At 45.1% G+C, this 20,313-nt stretch carries 14 protein-coding genes; 12 read left to right on the forward strand and 2 right to left on the reverse strand.

What is annotated here, in order from left to right; translation table 11 throughout:
- Positions 1 to 540: 540 nt before the first annotated feature.
- From D2V93_RS09350 to D2V93_RS09380, 7 genes are all read left to right on the forward strand, one after another.
- Positions 541 to 3,930, forward strand: coding sequence for a SprB repeat-containing protein (locus D2V93_RS09350; RefSeq protein ID WP_182849978.1), 3,390 nt, complete (start codon positions 541 to 543; stop codon positions 3,928 to 3,930).
- A gap of 32 nt (positions 3,931 to 3,962) precedes the next feature.
- A complete protein-coding gene (locus D2V93_RS09355) occupies positions 3,963 to 5,285 on the forward strand; it encodes a PKD domain-containing protein (protein ID WP_182849979.1) in 1,323 nt (440 codons plus the stop codon).
- Between the two features lie 32 nt (positions 5,286 to 5,317).
- On the forward strand, positions 5,318 to 7,618 hold the full coding sequence (locus D2V93_RS09360; RefSeq protein WP_147377398.1) for a fibronectin type III domain-containing protein: 2,301 nt from the start codon (positions 5,318 to 5,320) through the stop codon (positions 7,616 to 7,618).
- Between the two features lie 2 nt (positions 7,619 to 7,620).
- The gene (locus D2V93_RS09365; RefSeq protein WP_119619285.1) at positions 7,621 to 9,117 is read left to right on the forward strand and encodes a CHAP domain-containing protein; all 1,497 of its coding nucleotides are present in this window, start codon (positions 7,621 to 7,623) and stop codon (positions 9,115 to 9,117) included.
- Positions 9,118 to 9,127: 10 nt separating this feature from the next.
- Positions 9,128 to 9,754: a hypothetical protein gene (locus D2V93_RS09370; protein WP_119619286.1), complete on the forward strand. Its 627-nt coding sequence runs from the start codon at positions 9,128 to 9,130 to the stop codon at positions 9,752 to 9,754.
- A complete protein-coding gene (locus tag D2V93_RS09375) occupies positions 9,751 to 10,371 on the forward strand; it encodes a hypothetical protein (RefSeq protein WP_119619287.1) in 621 nt (206 codons plus the stop codon). Before D2V93_RS09370 ends, D2V93_RS09375 begins: the two co-directional genes overlap by 4 nt.
- A gap of 212 nt (positions 10,372 to 10,583) precedes the next feature.
- The gene (locus D2V93_RS09380) at positions 10,584 to 12,266 is read left to right on the forward strand and encodes a porin family protein (RefSeq protein WP_119619288.1); all 1,683 of its coding nucleotides are present in this window, start codon (positions 10,584 to 10,586) and stop codon (positions 12,264 to 12,266) included.
- Positions 12,267 to 12,327: 61 nt separating this feature from the next.
- Here the strand turns inward: D2V93_RS09380 and D2V93_RS09385 are convergent, their stop codons facing one another.
- Positions 12,328 to 13,896, reverse strand: a complete 1,569-nt coding sequence (locus D2V93_RS09385) for a M28 family peptidase (RefSeq protein WP_119619289.1) — start codon at positions 13,894 to 13,896, stop codon at positions 12,328 to 12,330.
- 137 nt (positions 13,897 to 14,033) lie between these two features.
- On the opposite strand from D2V93_RS09385, the gene D2V93_RS09390 reads away from it, so the two are divergent.
- Positions 14,034 to 15,290, forward strand: a complete 1,257-nt coding sequence (locus tag D2V93_RS09390; protein ID WP_119619357.1) for an NAD(P)/FAD-dependent oxidoreductase — start codon at positions 14,034 to 14,036, stop codon at positions 15,288 to 15,290.
- An 86-nt stretch (positions 15,291 to 15,376) separates the two neighbouring features.
- The gene (locus tag D2V93_RS09395) at positions 15,377 to 16,303 is read left to right on the forward strand and encodes a hypothetical protein (RefSeq protein ID WP_119619290.1); all 927 of its coding nucleotides are present in this window, start codon (positions 15,377 to 15,379) and stop codon (positions 16,301 to 16,303) included.
- Positions 16,304 to 16,329: 26 nt separating this feature from the next.
- Here the strand turns inward: D2V93_RS09395 and D2V93_RS09400 are convergent, their stop codons facing one another.
- The gene (locus tag D2V93_RS09400) at positions 16,330 to 16,974 is read right to left on the reverse strand and encodes an alpha/beta hydrolase (RefSeq protein WP_119619358.1); all 645 of its coding nucleotides are present in this window, start codon (positions 16,972 to 16,974) and stop codon (positions 16,330 to 16,332) included.
- A gap of 60 nt (positions 16,975 to 17,034) precedes the next feature.
- Here D2V93_RS09400 and D2V93_RS09405 point away from each other — a divergent pair, with 60 nt between their 5' ends.
- The 3 genes from D2V93_RS09405 to menD are packed head-to-tail and all read left to right on the forward strand — an operon-like array spanning position 17,035 to position 20,287.
- Positions 17,035 to 17,457 (forward strand): PaaI family thioesterase, encoded by a 423-nt coding sequence (locus D2V93_RS09405; protein WP_072879235.1) that lies wholly within the window; start codon positions 17,035 to 17,037, stop codon positions 17,455 to 17,457.
- The gene (locus D2V93_RS09410; RefSeq protein ID WP_119619291.1) at positions 17,438 to 18,496 is read left to right on the forward strand and encodes a chorismate-binding protein; all 1,059 of its coding nucleotides are present in this window, start codon (positions 17,438 to 17,440) and stop codon (positions 18,494 to 18,496) included. The genes D2V93_RS09405 and D2V93_RS09410 overlap by 20 nt, the downstream gene beginning before the upstream one ends.
- 54 nt (positions 18,497 to 18,550) lie before the next feature.
- Complete coding sequence (gene menD / locus D2V93_RS09415) at positions 18,551 to 20,287, forward strand: 2-succinyl-5-enolpyruvyl-6-hydroxy-3-cyclohexene-1-carboxylic-acid synthase (RefSeq protein WP_119619292.1); 1,737 nt, start codon at positions 18,551 to 18,553, stop codon at positions 20,285 to 20,287.
- The last annotated feature ends 26 nt before the right edge of the window (positions 20,288 to 20,313 follow it).

The raw sequence follows: 20,313 nt of genomic DNA on the forward strand, positions 1-20,313 counted from the left end.
CGAACCCAGGCATCTACACAAATATCCCAGAACTTCCTATTCGTGCACGAGCAAATGAGATACAGTATTACCTTGTTTTGAATCTACCTCAGGTTTTATGCAATGGGGGGGGGGTCAGAAATTATTGATAAATATGAACAATTTGTTTTTGGACATGATGGTCAAATACTTATATGTCATGATGTAATTTCTAATGAACCTTCTGATTATCAAACCGTGTGGCAATATGCGGTGGTACTCCCAAATTATGTACAACCCAATGATAACAATAGAACCCATGACGATTTATTATTTAAGACTAATCAGAATAATTTTCAAGACCAGCCTGTGGATGTTTCAGGAGTTAAATGGAAATATAGTGTTGACAACGACTATAGTTTTAAAAATTTTCCTGCTGAATTCCTACACCAATTTCCATTACAAGCTACCGTTGGAGAAATATTGGCAAACGAACCTAATATCAATTCTATCCAACACTTAAGGGTAAAGATATTTATGGATATACCTAACAGTATTATTCCTCAAATCAGTTCTGATATTTTGTCATTCACAATAGAACCGAGTTCCCCCGAACTCCTTGACCTAACCCCTCACCAAACCACCTGCCCGGGAGCCAATGATGGCAGTTTCACCATGACATTGGATAGGAATTTGGAAGATGGGGAAGAGTTAGTGGTCTCAATTTACAATGTCAATAATTTGAATGGAGAATCTTTGGATCAAGAAGATACTACTTCACTTATCGATAATGGAGATACCACTTATTCATTTCAATGGCCCAATAATTTACCAGAAGGTAATTATGTAGTAAAATATCAGACCCATCCCACAGGTGAAGACATTGAAGATGAGTCGTGGAACAGTCTGGAATATTCAAATCCATTCCAAATCCAACCCCCACCAGAGGTAACCTTCACCCTTCAAAAGCTCAACGATGTCCGTTGCCACGGCGGTAGCGATGGCCGAATCGAAATCGAAGCTACCGGAGGTACAGGGACGGATTATCAATACCGGGTCAATAATGAAGTGGACTGGCATGATTTCAGTAATGGGGACACCCATGTTTTGGAGGGTTTGCCGGCAGGTAATTACGAAATCGGGGTCAGGGATGGCAACGAATGTGAAGGTACGAGCCAGGATAATTTAGAGACCATTGATCAACCTTCCGAACCATTGACCATTGATGACGCCGTGGAATTCGTGGAACCCACAGGCTACAATTTCACCGATGGAAGCATCACTGTGGGCCTTTCGGGCGGCACGCCCCATCAAAACAACAGCTACAATTATACGTGGCGTGATGGAAACAATAACATTATCAACACCACCTCCGCGATATATGAAAATGATTTGTACCGTATCACTTTGCAAGACGTTGCGGCGGGAACCTATATTTTGACCATCAGGGATGCCAATTACAACCAAGCAGATGATAAAGGAGGTTGTATCCTCATCGAGGAATTTGAGTTGACAGGTCCTCCTGAGCTGCAATTGAGCATCGAGGAAACCATTCCTATATCCTGCAATAGTGCCAACAACTACAACAATCCGTCCAACGATGGGCAATTAACGGCAGTTGCTTCTGGCGGAGTGCCTTTTGACCCCTTGATCGATGGCCAATATGCGTACATCTATACATGGAAGAAAAAAATAGGGCCTAACACTTGGCAGGATATTCCCAACAACGGTACCAATATACTTAGCAATCTGGAATCGGGCGAATATGCCGTCAATGTTGAGGACGCCCACGGAATTGTCATTGGAACTTACGTGAACAACCAACTGCAACAGGCCAATGACGTGGTTTACGTTTTGGAAGAACCTGAACTGCTCACTGTCCAAATCGAAAAAACGGACATCAACTGCTTTGGGGGTACTGATGGGACTGCAACGGCCATCGTCAGTGGAGGGACACCGCCCTATGAATATATATGGTCAACCGCAGCAACGACAGAAACGGCCGAAGGTCTCTGGTTGGGCAACCATTCTGTTTATGTGGTGGATGCAAGGGGTTGCGAGGCCGAGGCGGAAGTTACCATTGGGCAACCCGATGCACCCGTTTCCATTTTAAACCCGCAATATTTGCAACCCACAGCGTACGGTTTTACCAATGGCAGCATCACGGTACAGGTAAATGGTGGCACGCCTTTTAACAATGATAGCTATAATTACGAATGGCGGGACGAGCAGAACAACATTATCAATACCACTTCGGCACAGAATACGCCCGATGGCTATGTCATACAAGTACACGATATCCCTGCTGGGGCCTATACCATTACCGTGACCGATGCCAATTACGTAAATGCGACCCAGAAACAAGGGTGTGCCCATGTCGCAGAGTTCAATCTGGAAGAGCCACCCGCTTTGGAGGTAAGGGTGGGACAGACGATTCCCATATCGTGTAATGGAGGTAACCAGTTCAACAATCCATCCGATGACGGTCAACTCGAGGCAATCGCAACAGGCGGGGTGTCCTTTGACCCATTGATTGACGGTCAGTACGCTTATATATACACTTGGAAAAAGAAAGATGAACAGAACATTTGGCAAATCATACCCAACGTTACAGGAAATGTGTTGGATAATGTGGGAGTAGGGGAATACGCCGTGAACATCGAAGATGCGAACGGGATTATTTTGGGGATTTATGTGAACAATATGTTGGATGTACCCACAGACTATCTCTATCCCGTTCAGGAAACGGACCCCATTGTGCTCCAAATCGAAAAGATAGATGTCAGTTGTTTTGATGGCAATGATGGTTTTGCATCGGTATCCATCGAGGGCGGAATGCCCCCTTACAATATTTCATGGTCATCTGGAGCTTTTGGAGATGTAGCGGAAAACTTGGCGGCAGGTACCTATTTTGTCTATGTCAAGGATTTCTACGGTTGCGAGGTAAGTGGTCAAATAGCCATAACACAACCCGAAGAATTGAAGATCAACATAGTTGACACCGTTGTTCCCACCTGTTACGATGCCAACAACGGTAGCTTGAAAGTTGAGATTTCGGGTGGAGTGGCCCCTTACACCTATATATGGGATACAGGGGAAAACTCGTTGTCACTTGGCAATCTTGGTCAAGGCGCCTATACCTTCGAAGTGATGGATGCCATTGGGTGCACCGCCACAAAGGAAATCGGTTTGGATGCACCTTACCCGACCCAGGTGGATCTCGGGGAAGACCGGACGCTCTGCAACGGACAGGAACATGCATTGGACATTACTGTGGATGACCCGTCTGCAGTGTATGAATGGACTTCCAACAACGGATTTTACAGCAACTCGCCCCAGGTCACCCTATCCGAGGCCGGAATCTATACCGCCACGGTGACCAACAGTTTGGGCTGCTCTGGAAGCGATACCATACAAATAACGACTACCGAAATAGAGATAGATGCGCAATTTTTGATTACATCGCAGGCCTTTGCTGGCGAAGAGGTGGTCTTGGTGAATACCAGTAACCCCATGGGCACCAATGGGGCTTGGATTTTTACCGATGATGCAGTTGTGGTGGAGAAAGACAAGAGGATGGCCATTGTCCGTTTTGATGAACCTGGAGCCTACGAAGTGATTCTCAGGAACTATCAGGACGATTGCTATCAAGATGTGGCCAAGACCATCATTGTGGCAGAGGCAAGGGAGCTTCCCGACGTTGGGGAAGCCCTATCCCCGTTCATCAAGGAGTTCAAGGTCTTTCCCAATCCTTCCTCGGGCTCGTTCAGTGTATTGGTATCGCTTCAGGAGGCATCGTCCGTCGCATTGCGGTTGTTCGGGCTTACCACGAACCATGTTCACGATGAAAGGCAATTGTCCGGGCTTGCCCTCTATGAAGTACCTTATTCCATTGTTCTACCTTCTGGGGTCTACCTTTTGCTATTGGAAACCCCGAGAGGAAGACAAATCATAAAAATCGTGATTTTATAATGGGTCAAGGGGTTAAATACATGGTTTTTGGTTTGTTAACAGTTTTAGTACTATCCTGCGCCAAAGAAATTGCCCTGCCCATCAAGGCAGATTTTGAGGTTGAAGTGTTGGACAACGATTATTCTGTGCCCGTACGTGTAATGATCCACAACAAGGCCGAAGGTGCCGATACATTCCAATGGACCTTTGAAGGGGGAAAGCCGGCCACTTCCACTGATAGAAATCCAGGAACGATCATGTATGCCCGTGCAGGGGAGTATGCCATTTCGATGAAAGCCTCCAACAGGGATGGTGTTCAGGAAGTGAAGCGTTTTGATTTATTTATTGATGAGGCGATCGTTCCTGGTTTCATTATCAATTTGGAAGGGGATGAATATGTGCCGGTGAGCATAAGCATTCAGAACACCACAAGAGGTGCAACGACCTACAATTGGACTTTTACTGAAGGTGTACCATCAAAATCGGATGCACGGACACCTGGCAAAATTGTTTTTCAAGAGCCTGGAGACCATGTGATAAAATTGGAAGCAGGCAATGGGAGGGAAACACACATTTTTACGGACACGGTCACGGTAGCTTCTGATGTTTTTGCAGATTTTGCCATTGAACCTGTTTTTGAAGACGACGATTTTCAGGTCCCGGTCACGTTGAACTTAGTGAACAAAAGCAAAAGTGCAACGGACTTTGAATGGACTTTTCAAACAGCTGAACCGGCTTTCAGCACAGAAACCGACCCGACCATCATAATAACCGAACCTGGACAACATCAGCTTAAACTCAGGGCTTTCAACAGCAAGCGTAGCCATACCATCATCAAGGAGGTGACCGTTTTTGGGAACACCAATTTGAAGATTTTGGAAAATGTGGAATTGGGTATAAGTTCGTCCCACAATTCCAACCTAAAAGGCGCCCTGTATTCAACAATTACACGGCAAGTATATGATGCTGCCAGTGTTCCTTTGGATGATGGCAGCATTATCGATATTGCTTTTTTTGCGCTCAACCAAGACTTCAACTTCAACAAGTTTGTGTCTCCTAATGCTATCCAGGACTACACATTTGACCCTATTCCCAATGCAAAGCACACCAAGTTCATCAACCTACAGGAGTCCTGTGAGTGCGGCGCATCACTTTCTGTTGAGGAGTTCGATACCATGGAAGATGATTCCCTTTTGATAGCATTGGGTATCGATGAAACCATGGGTGGTATTCAAGATTTTGACCACACCGTGGTACCCCGCATCGTGCTTTTTGAAACGTGGGACGGTCGAAAAGGGGCCATCAAAATAAAGGAATTTGTACAAGCTGGAACCAATTCGCATATCGTGGTGGACATAAAAGTGCAGAAACAGTAATCAAAGGACAATAATCAATGAACAACCAAACAATGTCAATCAATCTGGGAAGTGTCATTCTGAACGTAGTGAAGAATCTCTTATGGTCTCAAACCAATTATAGGATCTACGCATCACTTTTAAAAGGACTGCTCATTGTATATTGTTTATTGCACCCTGTATGGGCAACCGCCCAAATCTACCCCGTACAGGTGACCCCGCAATTGGTCCCACCGTACAGTTTCAAACTCTCCGACTATGCCACCACGACCCAGGAAAAACTGTTCGTCAACCTGTTGCTCACAGACGCGCGTGAATCCGGACGGCAGGTACGCCTGAAAATGTTCGTGGAAGGCCCCGGGATGAAGTTCCAGACACTGGACTTTGTTTCCGGCATGCTGCCCATCATACTGGATGGTGGGGTGAACCAACGCTTGACCAATCTCGACCTGCAACCCTATTTTAACCTGAACAACCTGGTGGGGATAACGCCCAAACAGTACGGACAACAGTTGCCCGAAGGGCAATACCGTTTCTGCTTTGAGGTCTATGACCAATTCTCGGGCCAGCGCATCTCCAACCGCAGCTGTGCCAACATCTTTCTGGTGCTCAACGACCCGCCCCTGCTCAACGTTCCCTTCCGTGGCGATCTGGTCACGGCCACGGACCCACAGAACCTTGTCTTCAACTGGACGCCCAGGCATTTCAACGCAGGGGCGGTACAGTACGAGTTCACCCTGAAGGAACTCTGGGACACGGGCATGGACCCACAGGCCGCCTTTTTGGCCAGTCCACCGCTGTACCAGACCACCACCTTTGCCAACACGCTGCATTACGGTCCCGCGCAGATGCAGTTGTTGGAAGGAAAGACCTACGGTTGGCAGGTCAGGGCCTTTGTGGGCGATGGCATCACCGACACCTCTTTGTTCCGCAACAACGGGCTGAGCGAGGTCTACCATTTTGCCTACCGTGCCGATTGCCATCCGCCCCGGTTTGTACTGTCCGAGGCACAGAACTCCCAAACGGTGAAGATCGGTTGGCAGATGGGCGAGCATGTGCGCTACAGGGTGCAGTACCGTAAAAAGGGCCATGGGGACAGCGACTGGTTCGGGCTGTGGTCGCAAGGGAACGAGGCCACCATCCGCAACATGGAGGCAGGCACCGTTTACGAGTTCAGGGTGGGTGGGGACTGTGCCCCCCTCTTGGTCTCCCTACCTACGGCAGGCGGGCCCAAAGGGGAAGAAGGACTTGCTTTTTCTTCGATACACGAATTTACCACTCCGAGCGAGGACGAGATGGCCTATTATAACTGTGGCATCCCGCCCGAGATCGAGATCAAGAACCAAGAGCCGTTGCAGAACCTTGGGGTGAACGAGGTGTTCACGGCGGGCGACTTTCCCATAATTGTAAAATATGTGGACTATTTGAGTGAGGGCAGGTTCAGTGGTTGGGGCACTATTACGGTACCTTATTTGGCCGATACCAACATACGGGTGGAATTCGACAACATCAAGATCAATACCGATTACCAACTGGTGGAGGGCATGATACAGACCAGCTACGACCCCAATTGGTCGGGTGTTGTGGATGTGGATCAGGCGATTGCGGATATAAAAATGACTTTGGAGCAATTGGTTGAACTACTGTCCAACATAGGAATCGACAGTGCCACGGGGGAGAATATCAAAAAGCTGACCGAAATGCTGGTGCAACAAGCCCAAGCAGAACTTCCACAACCCATTACCGGAAAAATACAAGCAGCTACTGACAAAATGAATTCAGCCAAGGAACAATATGATTCAGCAATGGAAAGCGGAAATCAAGAGCTGGTCAGTCAGGCAAAAAATGATTTTAAAGCGGCACAAAAGGAACTTAAAGATGCAGAAAAAGAACGAAATGACTTTTTAAAGGCCTATGCTTCAATCATCAAAGAAGCTTTGAAAGAGATTGTGAAGGAAAGTGATGATAGTTTGAACAATGGGCTGAATAAATATGGAGAAGAAGACATTGTTGTAAAGGAGACAGACGGAAATCTTGAATTGACAAGTTCCAGTTTAGACCAACTTTCAAATGTATTGCAACCCGAAGCATCCACAACAACCGAGCAGGAACTTACAGGGCATTTTGAATATGAACGCTGGAAAATGCTGAACCACATCGCCACAAACCTGCAAACGGACGAAGGTACCCAAGAACTGGGCAACTTGTTGGAAAATGAAGGAAAAAAGCTGGGGGTGTACATCTATGACCGATTGGAAGATGGAGCAAAAAAAGGAGACCTCGTCACCGAAATAAAAGAACTGATCATCCAAACCATAACCGAAAAGATTGCCCTATCCACCAAACTCTTTTGAAAATGAAGAACTTGACCACACTTATTGTTGTATGCGCAGGATTTTTGTGCCATGCGTTCCCAAAACCCAAGGACACCATATATACCAATGTTGAATCATTCATGAAAGAAGTGAGAACCACCCACAGGCAGACAGCGACCTACTATTTAGTACTGAAGGACGGGGACGACAAAGAGGTAAAGGTACGGGTGGACCTAAAAAAGATGGACGCGGAGATACCCCTCTATAAATCCAGCGCATTGGACTTAAAAAAACTTGTGGAATTAAAAGAAAAGAGTTTGGAAGCGCCTATGAAAAAATTTGCTGAATTTAAGGTGAAGCTGGATGCGTGGAAAAGTGTGAACAATGAAGTAAATGTTTTAAAAGCTGAAATTAAAAACCTAAAAAAGGGAGATAGCCTCAAATGGGATACCAAGTCTATTGATTCCATACAGGGAATTATTAAACAGAAAGAATTGCAAAAAGACCAAAAAGATAAAGAATACAATGATGTATTTATTGAATATGAAAAAATGATAAGTGATGTGTTGGGCGATTTAAAGACTCAATACAACGCGAGATTATCATCTGCCATAGAGGAAGCCTACCACAAACTTGAAAATACCGAAACCGTTTTTTTAAGTGCCCAAGATGCTCCCACGTGGCACGATGTTCGGATAAACCTGATCAAATTGGATGCACGTCGTCCCATGCAGGTAAATTATGTGGGGCGTAGTGCCAAAAAAGTTACGGAGAACATTTCGGCGGGAAAATTTTACTACATACTGCATTTTGCGGAATTTGGAATCTACTTCCCCGATAAAGTACAAGCCATCATTGATGATATTAAGGAAAAAGAAATGAGGTTGAATCCTTTTCTTATTGAAGAACGTTTTGCACTCGTTTGTGATGATCAAGATAGAACCCAGGACCATATTAATGTGGTGACCAACCCTTGGGATTATAATTTAAAAAAGGAAGAGGATATAATTGCTTTGGCTTTAAATGAAATGCTTATTATTGCCGAGGCCCATATACCCTATGAACAGGAAAGCAATAACCCACCCGATTATATGAGGACCGCTGAAACAGATGAAGCCTTGGCAAAGATGGACTGTAGTGAGTTTGTTAGCCGCTATTTAAAGGCTTTGGGATTGTTTGATGAAGTGCCTTATTTTCATACAGGACAAATGGCTTCAGATGATTTTCAGGACGAGTTTCATGAAAAGTTAGTATTTGTTGAAGGGAGTGCCAGTCCTACATTTAAAGAAATTCAAGCTGGAGACATCTTTTTATGGCGTGATAATAAAAGGGATCCACCAGCAGGTCATACAGGTGTGGTCAAATCTTTTGATTCTGTTACGGGAAATGTTGAGATTTTAGAGGCATTAGTATGGAGTGGTGGAAAAAACGATGATATCTGTAAAAATTGCACAAGATTATCAACTTATAAATACAATAGTAATACATTAAACGGACATGAAGGATGGATTGGATACTTTCGTCCCTTGGTAGATTAAAATAGAAACAATGAGAAAGATTAAAAACATAGTGATTATATTTTTTTTTGGCGTACTAACTTCATGTGGGCAAAACAAAAAAGCTAGTATTGAAATCAAAAAACTTCCAAATAATTTTTTAAATAGTGCAGGTAATATTTCGGCAAATACTAAGGGAATAATTCATCTGGATGCTGAATACTCTGTAAAAAACAATAAAACGGGTAACGCCGATATTTATTTGATCCATAAGAAAGGAGGTGACTGGTGGATTGAGCAAGCAAAAAAGAATTTTCCTAAAAGCATTGTTTCAAGAAATAGATATGCCAAACAAATAATTGCTCAAGATTCTAAAGCCCTTAATGATTATAATAAATGGGCATTCTTTATTGATAAAAAATATCTTGAAACTAAATCGGAATCTGCAGAGGGAGGGGAATTCACTTCTCATTACCCAAAAAAGAATTCTGAAATAACAGTAGTTCTGTTTGAACAAAAAGCAGGAGACACAGAGTGGGTGGCTATTGATAGCGTTACATACAATACCGATAGTAATGGAAATGAAGTAGAGACCAGAGATAAGAAAGGAAGCTATTATTTGTCTTCAGAATGGGAGATTAATTTCATAGAAGAGAAAATTAAAGAAAGTAATAAATGATAAGGAAAGTTTTGATTTTATCATTTATTGTCTTTTGTACAAATGCTTGTTTACATTCTACAAAAGAAAAGATAGAAAACTATGCTCCAATGGATTTTATGGAGTATAATGGAGATTTAAGTTTCTCAGGAAGTAGTGGTGACGGCATTGTATATTTTAGGTGCTATCATGGCTATTCTGATGGTTCAGAAAACCCTTATGGAAACGCCAGAGTTTATATGATACATAAAAATGGAGGAAATTGGTGGATGAAACAAGCCAAAAAAGAATACCCCGAGATGACCTATCCTGAAGATTGGTTTGTGGAAGATTTGTACAAAAATCAAGATTTAACAAAGTTGAATGACTATCACAAATGGGCGTTCTACATTGATAAAAAGTATTTGAAGGCAGAGACTTCAGGAGGAGGTGAAAAGGACGTTGTTTATACTTCGTATCATCCAACCTATCCACATACAGTAATATTATATGAGCAAAAAGCAGGGTCGGACAAATGGGTAGAGATTGACAGGAAGACCCTCCATTCAGAAGAAGAAAAAATTAAAGAGAAGTGCGAATGGGAGTGGGGATTTTACAACAATAAACTGAAGGAACTCAATGAAAAATTTAAAGAATAAATCAATGATTGTTCTAATATCTTTTTTATTGATTGCTTTATTCTAACGCGAGTACCTGCACTGAGCTTGCCGGAGTGTCATACCTATATCTAAAAGAGAGACAATAAAAAATCCATCAACCTCAAAAATAAAAACTATGAAAACATAATTCAAAATCAAGACCAAATCCTAACCTACTTATGCCAATTTTAAAAGCGGCCAAATCTTGGCTTATGCTGTCTTTTCTCTTTTTTGTCACTGTCACATTTGCCCAAACTGTTGACCTCGAGACTTTGGGCAAGGGCAAGGCCTTCAAATTGGGCGGCGGCATTTCTTCCAACGGCGTTTTTTACAGCTCCGGCCAAGCCTCGGGCAGGGAACCGTTCACGTACTTTTTGCAGGGCAATCTGAACATTTCGTTCTATCAGTTCGGTATGCCCATCAGCTACAGTTGGTCCAACCAAGGGGAACAGTTGAGCTATAATTTGCCCTTCAACTTCAACCGATTGAGCCTGCATCCCAAATACAAATGGGTACAGGGGCACATCGGGGATGTGGCCATGACTTTTTCACCCTACACATTGAACGGACATCAATTTACGGGAGGAGGAGTGGAACTTACCCCCAACGGGCCTTGGAAGGTTAGTCTTATGGCAGGTCGATTGCTGAAGGCCACCGAAGATGATGGGAACGAGCAGACCGTCCCTGCTTTCCAACGTATGGGTTATGGTCTGAAATTGGGTTACGAAAAAGAACAATACGCCATGGCAGTGACCACTTTTTACGCCAAGGACAATAGCAACTCGATTGCCATAGTTCCAGAGGAAAAAGGAGTGACACCCAAGGAGAATATGGTAGTAAGCGTCGAAGGATCGTACAAGCTCATGGAAGATCTTCAGGTAAGGGCGGAATATGCTTCTTCGGCCATTACCAAGGATCTTCGTGCCGATGTATTGGACACGGGCAGTGGCCTTGCCGGCCTCTTTCTCAGGAACAGGGCTTCCACCGAATATTATAATGCTCTACGAACCGATGTGGATTATACGTTTGGTAAGTCCGGTCTTGGGGTGGGCTATGAGCGCATCGATCCAGGGTACGAAACCTTGGGGGCCTATTTTTTCAACAACGACTTTGAGAACATCACGTTGAACGGAAGCACCACCGTGTTTGACAATACATTGAATCTCGCTTTCAACATCGGCTACCAACAGGATAATCTGGAGAACCAAAAGCAACAGGCCAGCAACAGAACTGTGGGAGCGGTGAACGTAGCCTATAATGCCTCGGAAAGATTGGCCATAACTGCTTCATATTCCAATTTCACCACCTTTACCAATTCCAGATTGGATCAGTTTGAGGTAATCAACGACGACAATTTGTTGGATGATACAGCCAAGACATTGAACTATAGGCAACTTTCCCGGAATGCCAACGTGAACATCAATTACCTGTTTTCCAAAAACGAACAGGTCCAACAGAACTTGAACCTTAACTATGCCTTGGCCGATGTGTCCAACGAAGAGGATGGCGTAGTGAGGATAGGGAATGCGTCCACGTTCCACAACGGGAATGTTTCCTACACGTTGGGACTTCCGAACAGGGGCATGAACCTTACCGCTGCCCTGAATGGCACTTTGAACACCATCGGGGTGGAGGATTCTACCACATGGGGACCTACCTTGAACATCAACCAAAAGTTTCTGGACAATACGTTGAACGCCAATTTTGGGGCCTCGTACAACACAAGTACTTCAGACATGACACGGAGCCAGATCACCAACCTTAGGGCCAATGCCTCTTATGTATTGAAGAAGAGGCATAGTTTTCACCTGAACCTTATTCAACTGTTCAAGAACCTTTCCACGGGAAGTACCAGTGAGCTGACCCTTACCTTTGGACACAGCTATACGTTCTGATAAGGTAAACAAAAGGCCCTTATTTTATAAGGGCCTTTTACTTTTCTGGTGCTGTAAAATCTTATTCCTCTGTAGCTGACGGAGCCTTGTCAACCACCAATCTTTGATCCTTATTGGCTATTTCCCAAGCGGTATAGAAAACAAGCCTTGTGCGGTTCTCCAAAAGATCATAATTGATCTTGTCAGGCGTATCGCCGGGGCGGTGGTAATCCGCATGTGTACCGTTGAAGTAGAAGATGATCGGAATGTTGTTTTTTGCAAAATTGTAATGGTCGCTCCTATAGTAGAATCGGTTGGGGTCGTTCTCATCGTTGTAGGTGTAGTCGAACTCAATATTGGTGTACTTTTTGTTCACCTCTTCGGAAAGATTATGGAGTTCGGTGCTCAATTTGTCCGACCCGATCAAATATAAATAGTTTCTGGCCCCTTTGTAATTGGGATCAATACGTCCGATCATGTCGATGTTCAGGTCCACAACGGTTTGATCCAACGGGAAAATGGGATCCACATCGGTATAGTATCGAGATCCCAAAAGTCCTTTTTCCTCACCGGTCACGTGCAGGAACACAATAGATCGCTTGGGTCCATGGCCAGCATCGGCGGCTTTTTTGAACGCTTGGGCAATCTCCAATAGGGCAACGCTCCCAGAGCCATCATCATCGGCCCCGTTATTGATCTGCCCATCTGCGGTTACCCCAATATGGTCCAAATGGGAAGAGATGATCACATATTCTTCTGGTTTTTCAGTTCCCTTCAGTATGGCGACCACATTTTCAGAACTTATCTTGTCGTTCGTGCTGGTAACGTTGAGCGCCAAATCGGTTGCAATGGTTTTGGGTGCATCTTCAGATTCAATGTCGCTGTAAATGGCCTTAGCGGAATTTTCATCGAGAATGATGAGAACGGTTTCCGATTTGTCTTCTGCCAATTGCATCCTTCCGCTGTTATTGGTCTTCATGAAACCGAAATAGCCTTTATACCTTGGGTAATTTTGGGAGTCATAGTACAATATTCCCTTGGCCCCTTTACTTTGTGCCAGTTCGCCTTTTTTCCCCATACCCTCGGACATATTGCTCCAAACGGATTTTTCGGCACTTCCTGAAATGATGTAGTTTCCATCACTATCAATAGGTTCTCCGGCCTTGATAAGGACTAACTTTCCGGTTACGTCCAAGTCTTTGTAGTCAGAATAGTCGCCTTCCTCAATGCCGTACCCTGCGTAGATCACACTGTCATAGTTCCCTTCGGCAGATGAAAAGGAGACCACATTTTCTCCCAATTCAAATACGGTATCGTTGATGGAGATACTCCCTTTCGGTACATTGGATACTTCCAATGGCACTTCTTGAAAATAATCGCCATCAGCCTTGGCTGCGGGAATGCCCAAAGATTCGTAGTGGGCCTTGAGGTATTCCACGGCTTTTTTCTGTCCGGGCTGTCCTGTTTCCCTTCCCTCAAATTCATCGGAAGCGTAAGTGAAAAGATGTTCTTTGAGGTCGTCTTGGGTAATGGATTCCGCATAGGGCACAGGATCGGTCACTTTTGTGACCTGTGCAGGCTCTGATACTACCTTTTGTGAGGAGTTGCAGGCAAACACTAGCCCCAGAGCAAAAATGGATAATTTTTTCATTTGTTCGTTATTTTTCAAAATCTTCCAAAAGTAGTTAAAAGATGGCGAAAGAAACGGGTACCGCTGATTAACTTTTCATGCCCTTTGTTTATCTTGGCACTCAAAATATCAACTTCATATATCGTAAACCACGGAATATGGGCAGTAGTAAAAGTGTTATTGTTGTAGGGGGCGGAATCGTAGGCCTTTCCACTGCATATTTTTTACAGAAAGAAGGTCATCAAGTGACCGTTTTGGACAAATCGGAAATTGATTCCGGAGCTTCCTTTGTGAATGCGGGGTACCTTACCCCGAGCCATATCATCCCACTGGCCTCGCCCGGAATGATCACCAAGGGATTGAAATACATGTTCAATTCGTCCAGCCCATTCTATATGAAGCCCAGGTTGGATGTGGAGTTCATCAAATGGGCCTGGTACTTTAAAAAATCGTCCACCAAGCTCAAGGTTGAAAAGGCAATGCCCGTCATCAGGGACATCAACCTGTTGAGCAGGGAACTGTATGAAGGCATGAAGGCTTCTGGTGACCTAGGTGATTTTCTGATAGGGGACAAGGGCCTGCTGATGGTGTACCAGACCGAACAGGCCAGGGACCACGAAATGGAGGTTGTGGAAAAAGCGGCTGAAATGGGGCTCGTTGGCAAAAATTTGTCCAAAGAAGAGCTGAGAGAAATTGAACCTCATGTGGAATTTAATGCCGAAGGAGCCATACTTTGGGAGTGTGATCGACATACCACACCTCCATTGATCATGAAAAAGTTGTTGGAACATTTGGTCCATAGTGGAGTGACCATCAAAAAAGGGGAGGAAGTACAGGATATTTCGGTATCCGGCAGAGAAATCACCAAGGTGGTGACCAACCAGTCCAGCTACGAAGCGGATGAAGTGGTACTGGCGGCAGGATCATGGACCTCCCAATTATCAAAGAAATTGGGGCTTCCGTTGCCATTACAAGGAGGCAAGGGATATCGAATCAATGTGGAATCCCCGACCGGCATCACCATGCCCGCTATCTTGATGGAAGCAAAAATGGCCGTGACCCCTATGGAAGGCTTTACCCGTTTTGCGGGGACCATGGAATTTTCCGGGATCAACCATACCATCAGAAAGGAACGGGTGGAAGCCATTGCCCGAGGAGCGGAGCGTTACTACAAAGGGCTCCAAATATCCGAAGAGGACAAGAGCAATGCCCAGTGCGGTCTGCGCCCCGTGACCCCGGATGGCCTGCCGTACATTGGACGGCCCACCAAGTTCGATAACCTCACCATAGCCACTGGACATGCCATGATGGGATGGAGCTTGGGGCCGGCAACGGGAAAACTGATCACCGAACTGGTTTCCGACCAAAAACTGTCCATGGACATCGCTCCTTTTGATCCAGATCGTAAATTTTAGAAAAACCCGCATTTTCTTTAGGTTAATTTGGGCAGAGTATGGGCCATAAATTTTTTAATTGCCTTAATTCGAAGTAATTTTGTAGTATGATCAAGCACTACACCACCCTTTTATCTTTTTCGTTTCTACATATTTTTGGGCTTCATTCCCAAGATGTTCAAATATTCACCGTGGAAGATTTTGATCTTGTGGGGAAGGTCAAGTCGTGTTTGGTCATTACGGATTATGGCAGGGAAATGTTCGAGTTCAATAAAAATGGCACATTGACCAAGACCATCACCCAATACAACGATACGGATCAGGACATTACTTACTATAAGTATAAAGAAGGCGAATTGGTGGAAAAGCGCATGGAAAGCTATAAGAACAACATTTTGGACGAATCCACTTCCATGGCCAATTTCTATACTATAGATACTGTTCCCAACAGAAAAGTGGTGGAAAAGATCGTATCCTATGACAAGCAGTTCTTGGAACAACAGGTATATCTCTATGGAGAAGAGGGCAAATTGCAGAAGATGGTTTCTTCCAATATAGATGGCGTGGACGAGACCACGTTTGAATACACTCCCTTCAAGGACGAGGTCACTGTGAGCACCTACACCAATGGCATTTTGGAAAAATCGGTCAGGACCTCACAGCGAAAAGGACCCAAGGGAACCCAAAAATCAGTGCTCACCAAGGAGTATATCGATGGCGAACCCAATCGCGCTACCGAGGAGGTGTATAATGACAAAGGGAAACTGGTCACCAGCGAGGATTTCCTATATAGTGTGGAAGAGAAGGAATTTGTTTCCCAGAAAAAACAGTTATACCACTATAAGGAAGGCGTGTTGGACCGGGTGGTCACCAAGACCTTGACAACGGAATCCATCAGCAACTACATTTTTCAATTTGATAGCCATACACCCAAAAACTGGGTGAAGCAGATTGTGACCCCGAACAACACCTATACCACAAGGGTCATCAAATACTATCCCGAAGAAGCAGAAAAAGTTGATGTCAACCGATAGATACAAAGTATCTATGGTTTGATGTTCTACACCAAACTTTTGATGATCTCAGGTTTCATCTCGTGTCCGCCCACAAAGGTGATGATTTCTGCCTTTCCTCTAAATAGATTATCGATTTTGATTTTTTCGACCTTCAATCGGTCTGGGGTCAAAAATTCATCCGTATCTCCATAGATGACCTTGACGTTGGTTACATCGAAATCCAGAAAATCAAAATCTTTCTCGGTCAGTTCGTTGGGAATGCCGCCGGCATAGAGCGCTACCGTTTTGCAGGTAATTTTTCTACGGGCCAGCCAACGTATGGCGATGGAAACCCCTTGTGAGAAACCAAAGAGGACAAAATTCAGGTCTTTTGGAAGGTTTTCCGCCTCTAGCACCGCATCGATATAGTTGAGCACGTTGCCAATTTCCATACGGGTGTTTTCTTTGGTGAGCCAACTCGCACCCACATATTTGTATTCGTTCCCCAAATAATATTTGGAAGGGGCCTGTGGCACAATGATGTAATTGGTCTCTGGGTCCAGGGAATTGAAATATTTTACAAAATAACGGCTCAGATATCCGATGCCGTGGAACACCAACCATACATTCTTGGTGCTGGCGGAGATTGTATTTTGGGTCAGATAGGAATTTTCCGTGGTATAGGCGACCGTTTTTTCATTGTGGGGCATAATCAAGGGGTTTGATTCGATATTGCCATCGCTTTGTGTAATTTTACAAAAAATAAGAGGATGAACGAGCACAAAGAGAAAATTCTGTCCGTCTGCAATGCAATCTGCAAGGGAACTTTGATGGAAACGTTGGACATCACCTATATTGATGTGGGCGAGAATTTCCTTTTGGCGCGTATGCCCGTCACCCCAAGGGTGCACCAGCCCGATGGGGTATTGCATGGCGGGGCATCGGTGGCCTTGGCCGAGAGCGTGGGCAGCGCCGCATCCTATGTTTTCTTGGATGGGAAGGAGTTTTTTGTCCGTGGGATAGAGATTGCCGCAAACCATGTGAAATCCGTAAAAGAGGGATATGTGTATGCGCGTGCATCCATGCTTCACAAGGGCCGAACCACCCAACTTTGGGAGATCAAGATCACCAATGAAGAAGGCGATCTCATTTCCAACTGTAAATTGACTACCATTGCATTACCCAGAAAATAAAGAGCTTCAACACCTATTCGACAACGTCGAAAACCAGCTGAAAAAAAACCTTCCGTTCGCTATCTATCGAAAACCGCAACAGGAAGAACTTGTGGGCGTTTTTCAGGCGGACAACGAACTCTGGTCTACCGATTTTAAGGACAAAGGATTTGTTTTTGCTCCGTTCGACCTGAGTAAAGGGGCCGTCCTGATTCGACCTGATGAAACTGTAAAGGCGACCCATTCGTTCCTAAAGAAATTGGACAGAGCGGAAGTTGCCCTTTCTGAAGAAGGAAAGAAGGGCCATATGACGCTAGTTGAAAAGGGGATTCAGGAAATTGGAAAAGGAAACCTGAAAAAAGTGGTCCTGTCCAGAAGAATGGAGGTGTCTTTGACCAAAAGTCCCCTTGCCATTTTTGATGATCTTTTGCAACAGTACCCCAACGCATTTTGCTACCTGTTCCACCATCCCGAAGTGGGCACTTGGTGCGGGGCAACGCCCGAAACCTTGGTAAAGATCAAAGGTGGGGAGTTATGGACCATGTCCTTGGCCGCGACCTTGCCCTACGAAGGCAATGAAAACCCGCAATGGGGCAGTAAAGAGATTGAGGAACAGAACATGGTGTCCGATTACATCCGTGAAAAACTGCACCATTCCATGGAGCGGTTGGAAATTGATGAGGCAAAATCCATCAGGGCGGGCAACCTTTGGCACTTGAGGTCCGAGGTGAGGGGAAAGATGAGGCCTGAGACGGACATCCAAAAAGTGATCACCACATTGCACCCAACCCCAGCCGTGTGTGGCATCCCCACCCAAGATGCCATGGATTTCATTATGGGAAACGAAAATTATGAGCGTACCTTCTACACGGGTTTTTTGGGAGAACTCAATCTCTTCGCCCAAAATGATATTTCATTGTTCGTGAACCTCAGGTGCATGGAACTGAATGGGGACAAGGCCACCATTTTTGTGGGCGGGGGCATCACTTCAGCATCTAATCCGTTGGACGAATGGATTGAGACCCAGAACAAAAGCAAGACCATGCTGGGCATCCTATAATTTGCTGCCCAGGATTTTAGGGGAATCCCATTTTCAAGCGTATTTTTGTACTCCATGATGTATTCCAATATTCCTGCCGCACAAACATTGGTCCTGTATTTTAAGTCCAAGGGTATCAAGCATATAGTAATTTCCCCAGGCTCAAGGAACGCACCGTTGACCATCGGTTTCACCAAGCACCCTTTTTTTAAGTGCTATAGTGTTGTGGACGAGCGCTGTGCCGCCTTTTTTGCCCTTGGTATGGCCCAGCAATTGCAGGAACCCGTTGCGGTGGTCTGTACGTCGGGAAGTGCCATGCTCAATTACTATCCGGCGGTGGCCGAGGCTTTTTACAGTGATATTCCTTTGGTCGTTGTTACAGCGGATAGGCCAAGTTACCGGATCGATATCGGGGACGGTCAGACCATCAGGCAGGCCAATGTACTGGAAAAGCACATCGGATATGCTGCCAATCTGAAGCAGGATGTCTCCCACGCATCGGGTTCGGTCTCTACATTGGGCAAAGACCTTTTGGCGGATACACAGGAAGATGTCCAGGCATACAATGAAAAAGAATTGGCCAAGGCACTTCGGATAGCATTTGTGGAGAAATCGCCAGTACACATCAATATTCCGTTTGAGGAACCGCTGTATGGTCTGTTGGAAGAGCCTACAGTACAGCTTTCTGTATTTGAAGAAGACAAGTTGGAAGCTTCCGGAGTGAAAGATTATGACAAATTTGCTGCCATTTGGAACAACAGTGCCCGGAAAATGGTCTTGGTAGGGGTGGACCAGCCCGATACCATGGACCAAGAGGTGTTGGAAGCTTTGGCAAAGGATGGTCATACGTTGGTGTTCACCGAAACGACCTCCAACTTGCACCATCCCGAATTTTTCCCCAGCATTGACAGTATCATCGCCCCGATTGAAAAATCATCGGACAGGGAGGCACTTTTCAAAGCACTTCAGCCCGATGTACTCCTTACTTTTGGTGGGATGATCGTTTCCAAAAAGATCAAGGCGTTTCTGCGCAAGTTCCAGCCCAAGGTCCATTGGCATATCGACCCCAAAACAGCATACGATACGTTTTTTTGCCTCACGCAGCATGTGAAGGAACAACCCAATACCTTCCTAAAGCACATCCTTACGCCTTCGGAAACCGAAAGTGCCTATAAAAGGAAATGGAAGCAAGCAAAGGCTACCTACGAAAAGGGAAGGGCCGCTTATTTGGAACAGATTCCCTTCTCGGATTTCATGGTTTTTGATGAAGTAATGAAGCACATCCCCAAAGGGTATCAGGTACATTTGGCCAATAGCTCCACGGTGCGTTATGCCCAATTGTTCCCCATGCACCCATCTTTGAAAGTGTTTTGCAACAGGGGTACCAGTGGCATAGATGGGAGTACGTCCACGGCAGTAGGGGCCTCCGTTCACAGTGAGAGCCCAACTTTGTTGATCACTGGGGATTTGAGTTTTTTGTATGATAGCAATGCCCTTTGGAACAACCATATCCGTTCCGATTTCAGGATCATTATCGTCAACAATGGGGGAGGGGGCATTTTTAGGATCCTTCCGGGCAAAGAGGACACCGACGAGTTCAACACCTTTTTTGAAACCCAGCACCGACTCAATGCGGAGCATTTGGCAAAGATGTTCGGTTTTGAATACCATCAGGCTTCGGACAAAAAACAATTGCTGGGCGGACTGGAAAAATTGTATGGGGAATCCGATAAGCCAAAGATTCTGGAAATCAATACCCCACGGGAGCTGAACAATAAAATTTTGCTCGACTATTTCGATTTTATATCTTAGACCATAAACTATAAATCCACAAAGAC

This window comes from Flagellimonas taeanensis (genome assembly GCF_003584105.1).
GTDB classification, from domain to species: domain Bacteria; phylum Bacteroidota; class Bacteroidia; order Flavobacteriales; family Flavobacteriaceae; genus Flagellimonas; species Flagellimonas taeanensis.

What these genes read in the sequence shown, in the direction of transcription:
- D2V93_RS09360 (WP_147377398.1), top strand. Translation starts at nt 5,318, where the DNA reads ATGTCAATCAATCTGGGAAGTGTCATTCTGAACGTAGTGAAGAATCTC.
- D2V93_RS09365 (WP_119619285.1), top strand. Translation starts at nt 7,621, where the DNA reads ATGAAGAACTTGACCACACTTATTGTTGTATGCGCAGGATTTTTGTGC.
- D2V93_RS09370 (WP_119619286.1), top strand. Translation starts at nt 9,128, where the DNA reads ATGAGAAAGATTAAAAACATAGTGATTATATTTTTTTTTGGCGTACTA.
- D2V93_RS09375 (WP_119619287.1), top strand. Translation starts at nt 9,751, where the DNA reads ATGATAAGGAAAGTTTTGATTTTATCATTTATTGTCTTTTGTACAAAT.
- D2V93_RS09380 (WP_119619288.1), top strand. Translation starts at nt 10,584, where the DNA reads ATGCTGTCTTTTCTCTTTTTTGTCACTGTCACATTTGCCCAAACTGTT.
- D2V93_RS09385 (WP_119619289.1), bottom strand. Translation starts at nt 13,896, where the DNA reads ATGAAAAAATTATCCATTTTTGCTCTGGGGCTAGTGTTTGCCTGCAAC.
- D2V93_RS09390 (WP_119619357.1), top strand. Translation starts at nt 14,034, where the DNA reads ATGGGCAGTAGTAAAAGTGTTATTGTTGTAGGGGGCGGAATCGTAGGC.
- D2V93_RS09395 (WP_119619290.1), top strand. Translation starts at nt 15,377, where the DNA reads ATGATCAAGCACTACACCACCCTTTTATCTTTTTCGTTTCTACATATT.
- D2V93_RS09400 (WP_119619358.1), bottom strand. Translation starts at nt 16,974, where the DNA reads ATGCCCCACAATGAAAAAACGGTCGCCTATACCACGGAAAATTCCTAT.
- D2V93_RS09405 (WP_072879235.1), top strand. Translation starts at nt 17,035, where the DNA reads ATGAACGAGCACAAAGAGAAAATTCTGTCCGTCTGCAATGCAATCTGC.
- menD (WP_119619292.1), top strand. Translation starts at nt 18,551, where the DNA reads ATGATGTATTCCAATATTCCTGCCGCACAAACATTGGTCCTGTATTTT.